Annotated in this window: 3 protein-coding genes and 1 pseudogene; 3 read left to right on the forward strand and 1 reads right to left on the reverse strand. The window is 71.3% G+C overall.

Features of this window, described 5'->3' with window-relative positions; genetic code table 11:
- Positions 1–249, reverse strand: a pseudogene (locus O3Q52_RS49850) (hypothetical protein); the annotation flags it as partial.
- Between the two features lie 140 nt (positions 250–389).
- On the opposite strand from O3Q52_RS49850, the gene mtnA reads away from it, so the two are divergent.
- From mtnA to mtrB, 3 genes are all read left to right on the forward strand, one after another.
- Entirely contained in the window at positions 390–1,535 is a 1,146-nt protein-coding gene (gene mtnA / locus O3Q52_RS49855) for an S-methyl-5-thioribose-1-phosphate isomerase (protein WP_269655048.1), read from the forward strand.
- A gap of 8 nt (positions 1,536–1,543) precedes the next feature.
- A complete protein-coding gene (gene mtrA / locus O3Q52_RS49860) occupies positions 1,544–2,233 on the forward strand; it encodes a two-component system response regulator MtrA (protein ID WP_188114266.1) in 690 nt (229 codons plus the stop codon).
- Between the two features lies 1 nt (position 2,234).
- The coding region (mtrB, locus tag O3Q52_RS49865) for an MtrAB system histidine kinase MtrB (RefSeq protein ID WP_269655049.1) at positions 2,235–4,084 on the forward strand (1,850 nt) is incomplete at its 3' end.

Here is a 4,084-nt window from a genome sequence, read left to right on the forward strand (position 1 = left end):
GGGCGGTGGTGGCGGGGCCTGGGGCGGGGTGCCCTGGGGGCTGTCGGGGGACGGCCACTGGGCCGGCGGGGGCTGCTCCTTGGACCACTTCGGGCCGGGGCCGGACGGGTCGGCGCCCGGCTGGCCAGCGGGCTCCGTGGGACCGGGCCGGTCCGCGGGCTCGGCAGGGCCGGAAGCCGTCGGCTCCTGTCCGTTCTGCCCGTCGGAGGGGGCAGATCCGGGCGATGCCCAGCCCGGAGTGTCTTTCATCGTCGCTCCTTCACGGTGCCCGTCCGCGGTCGCGGCGGCAGGTTGGCTGCCATCGTGCCACGGTGTGGCGGGGAAGTGACCGGCTGCCGTATGGGCTGCACACCTTCAATTGTCCGGCCGGTACGGGGCAGACTGGGCGGATGGCTGATCAGTACGCGCAATCCCGCGAGAACCAGCGGCCCACCGAGATTCCGGCGATCCGTTGGGACGAGCCGCCGGAAGGCCCTGTCCTGGTCCTCCTCGACCAGACACGGCTGCCCGCCGAGGAGGTCGAGCTGGTGTGCACGGACGCGCCCGCCCTGGTGGAGGCGATCCGTACGCTCGCCGTTCGCGGGGCGCCGCTGCTCGGTATCGCGGGGGCCTACGGGGTCGCGCTCGCCGCCGCCCGGGGGTTCGACGTGGACGAGGCCGCGGCCGCGCTCGCGAGTGCCCGGCCGACCGCGGTGAACCTCTCGTACGGGGCGCGCAGGGCCCAGGCGGCCCACCTCGCGGTCCTGCGGGGTGGTGGTGACCAGAAGCAGGCCGCCGATGCCGCGCTGGCCGCAGCGAGGGCGCTGCACGCGGAGGACGCCGAGGCCAGCGCCCGGATGGCCACGCACGGGCTGGCACTTCTCGACGAGCTGCTGCCCGGCGGAAACCACCGGATCCTGACGCACTGCAACACCGGTGCGCTGGTGTCCGGGGGCGAGGGCACGGCGTTCGCGGTGGCCCTTGCGGCGCACCGGGCGGGGCGGCTGCGCAGGCTCTGGGTGGACGAGACGCGGCCGTTGCTGCAAGGTGCTCGCCTGACGGCCTATGAGGCGGCGCGGAGCGGAATGGCGTACACCTTGCTCACGGACAACGCGGCGGGATCGCTGTTCTCGGCGGGAGAGGTGGACGCGGTGCTGATCGGTGCCGACCGGATCGCGGCCGACGGTTCGGTGGCGAACAAGGTGGGGAGCTATCCGCTCGCGGTGCTGGCCAGGTACCACCACGTGCCGTTCATCGTGGTGGCGCCGGTGACGACGGTGGATCCGGACACTCCGAACGGAGCAGCGATCGAGGTCGAGCAGCGTGCCGGACATGAAGTGACGGAGATCACAGCACCCCAGGTGCCGGTGGCCGGAGCGGAAGCGGGAGGCGGGATACCGGTGGCACCCCTGGGGACCCAGGCGTACAACCCGGCGTTCGACGTGACGCCGCCCGAGCTGGTGACTGCGATCGTCACCGAGGAGGGCGCTGTGTCTCCCGTGACGGCTGAGGCGCTTGAAGAGCTGTGTGACAGGTCACGCCAGGTAACGATTTAGTTAATGGGATGATGTCGTTTATGAAGGGACGAGTCCTTGTCGTCGATGACGACACCGCACTGGCCGAGATGCTCGGCATTGTGTTGCGTGGTGAAGGTTTTGAGCCGTCTTTCGTAGCCGACGGCGACAAGGCGCTGGCCGCTTTCCGTGAGAGCAAGCCCGACCTGGTGCTCCTGGACCTGATGCTTCCCGGCCGGGACGGCATCGAGGTGTGCCGCCTGATCAGGGCGGAGTCCGGGGTACCGATCGTGATGCTCACCGCGAAGAGCGACACCGTCGATGTCGTGGTCGGCCTGGAGTCGGGCGCGGACGACTACATCGTGAAGCCGTTCAAGCCAAAGGAGCTGGTGGCCCGGATCCGGGCCAGGCTGCGCAGGTCGGAGGAGCCGGCGCCCGAGCAGCTCGCCATCGGCGATCTGGTCATCGACGTGGCCGGTCACTCTGTGAAGCGGGACGGGGCGTCCATCGCGCTGACTCCGCTGGAGTTCGACCTGCTGGTGGCGCTGGCCCGCAAGCCGTGGCAGGTGTTCACGCGTGAGGTGCTCCTGGAGCAGGTGTGGGGCTACCGCCACGCGGCGGACACCCGCCTGGTGAACGTCCATGTGCAGCGGCTGCGCTCCAAGGTCGAGAAGGACCCGGAGCGGCCGGAGATCGTGGTGACCGTCCGTGGCGTCGGTTACAAGGCCGGACCGAGCTGACATGTCCCGGGACAGTGCCGCTTCGGCGCCCGGCCAGCCGGGGACCCGCGCGGGGCGGCCTGTCGGCCGGAAGACGACGGGCTCCCGCTGGGGACAGTTCACCGAGGGCGGGCTGCTGCAGGGCGGAGTCCAGGGCAGCCCGGTCCTTCGGCTGTTCATGCGCTGGGTGCGCCGTCCGCTGCTGCCCGTCATGCGGCTGTGGCGGCGCAACATCCAGCTCAAGGTCGTCGTCACGACCCTGCTGATGTCGCTGGGTGTCGTCCTGCTGCTGGGCTTCGTCGTGATCGGGCAGGTGCGCAACGGCCTGCTGGACGCCAAGGTGAAGGCATCGCAGAGCCAGGCCACGGGCGGGTTCACGGTCGCCAAGCAGGAGGCCGACAGCGCGGCGGGCGCGGACGACGGCCCGGGCTCGGACGAGAACCCCGTACAGAACGTGAGCGGCTGGATGAGCGCTCTCGTGGAGTCGCTGTCCAGCGGCGGCCAGGGCGCGTTCAGCGTCGTGACCCTCAGCACCGCCTCCGCCGACAACGACAGCAGGGGCCTCGGACCGCGTGCGTCGGGCTTCGTCGACTGGAGCCTCAGCGTGCCCGAGGATCTGCGTGACCGGGTCGACGAGGGCACGGGCGCGGCCCAGAGCTACACGCGCATCTTCTACACCAACGGCCAGGATTCCCAGCCGGCGCTGATCATCGGCACCCAGCTCAACGACCCCAAGAACGTCCCGTACCAGCTGTACTACCTCTTCCCGCTCACGCAGGAGGAGAAGTCGCTCAGCCTCGTCAAGGGGACGCTCGCGACGGCCGGGCTGTTCGTGGTGGTGCTGCTCGGGGCGATCGCCTGGCTCGTGGTGCGCCAGGTCGTCACGCCTGTCCGGATGGCCGCCGGGATCGCCGAGCGGCTGTCCGCCGGGCGCCTTCAGGAACGTATGAAGGTCACCGGCGAGGACGACATCGCGCGGCTCGGCGAGGCCTTCAACAAGATGGCGCAGAACCTGCAGCTGAAGATCCAGCAGCTGGAGGACCTGTCTCGGATGCAGCGGCGGTTCGTCTCCGACGTGTCGCACGAGCTGCGGACGCCGCTGACGACGGTCCGGATGGCGGCCGACGTCATCCACGACGCGCGCGTGGACTTCGATCCGATGACCGCGCGGTCGGCCGAGCTGCTCGCCGACCAGCTGGACCGGTTCGAGACGCTGCTCGCGGACCTGCTGGAGATCAGCCGCTTCGACGCGGGCGCGGCGGCCCTGGAGGCCGAGCCGATAGACCTGCGGGAGGTCGTACGCAGGGTCGTCAGCGGGGCCGAGCCGCTCGCCGACCGCAAGGGCACGCACATACAGGTCGTCGGGGACCAGCAGCCGGTGGTCGCCGAGGCGGACGCCCGGCGCGTGGAGCGGGTGCTGCGCAACCTCGTCGTCAACGCCGTGGAGCACGGCGAGGGCAAGGACGTCGTGGTCAAACTCGCCGCGGCCGGCGGAGCGGTCGCGGTCGCGGTGCGCGACTACGGAGTGGGGCTCAAGCCCGGCGAGGCGACCCGGGTGTTCAGCCGTTTCTGGCGGGCCGATCCGGCACGCGCGCGTACGACCGGCGGTACGGGCCTCGGCCTGTCCATCGCCCTGGAGGACGCGCGGCTGCACGGCGGCTGGCTGCAGGCCTGGGGCGAGCCGGGGGGCGGCTCGCAGTTCCGGCTGACGCTGCCGCGGACCGCGGACGAGCCGCTGCGGGGCTCGCCGATACCCCTGGAGCCCAAGGACTCACGGCGCAACCGCGGGCTGAACGACGCGGGGCTGCCCCTCGGCGGCACGCAGAAGCTGGCCACAGTGCCCGCGCAGCCCGCCAGCGAGCGCACCGGGCC

The sequence above is a fragment of the Streptomyces sp. ActVer genome (assembly GCF_027270795.1).
Classification (GTDB): domain Bacteria; phylum Actinomycetota; class Actinomycetes; order Streptomycetales; family Streptomycetaceae; genus Streptomyces; species Streptomyces umbrinus_A.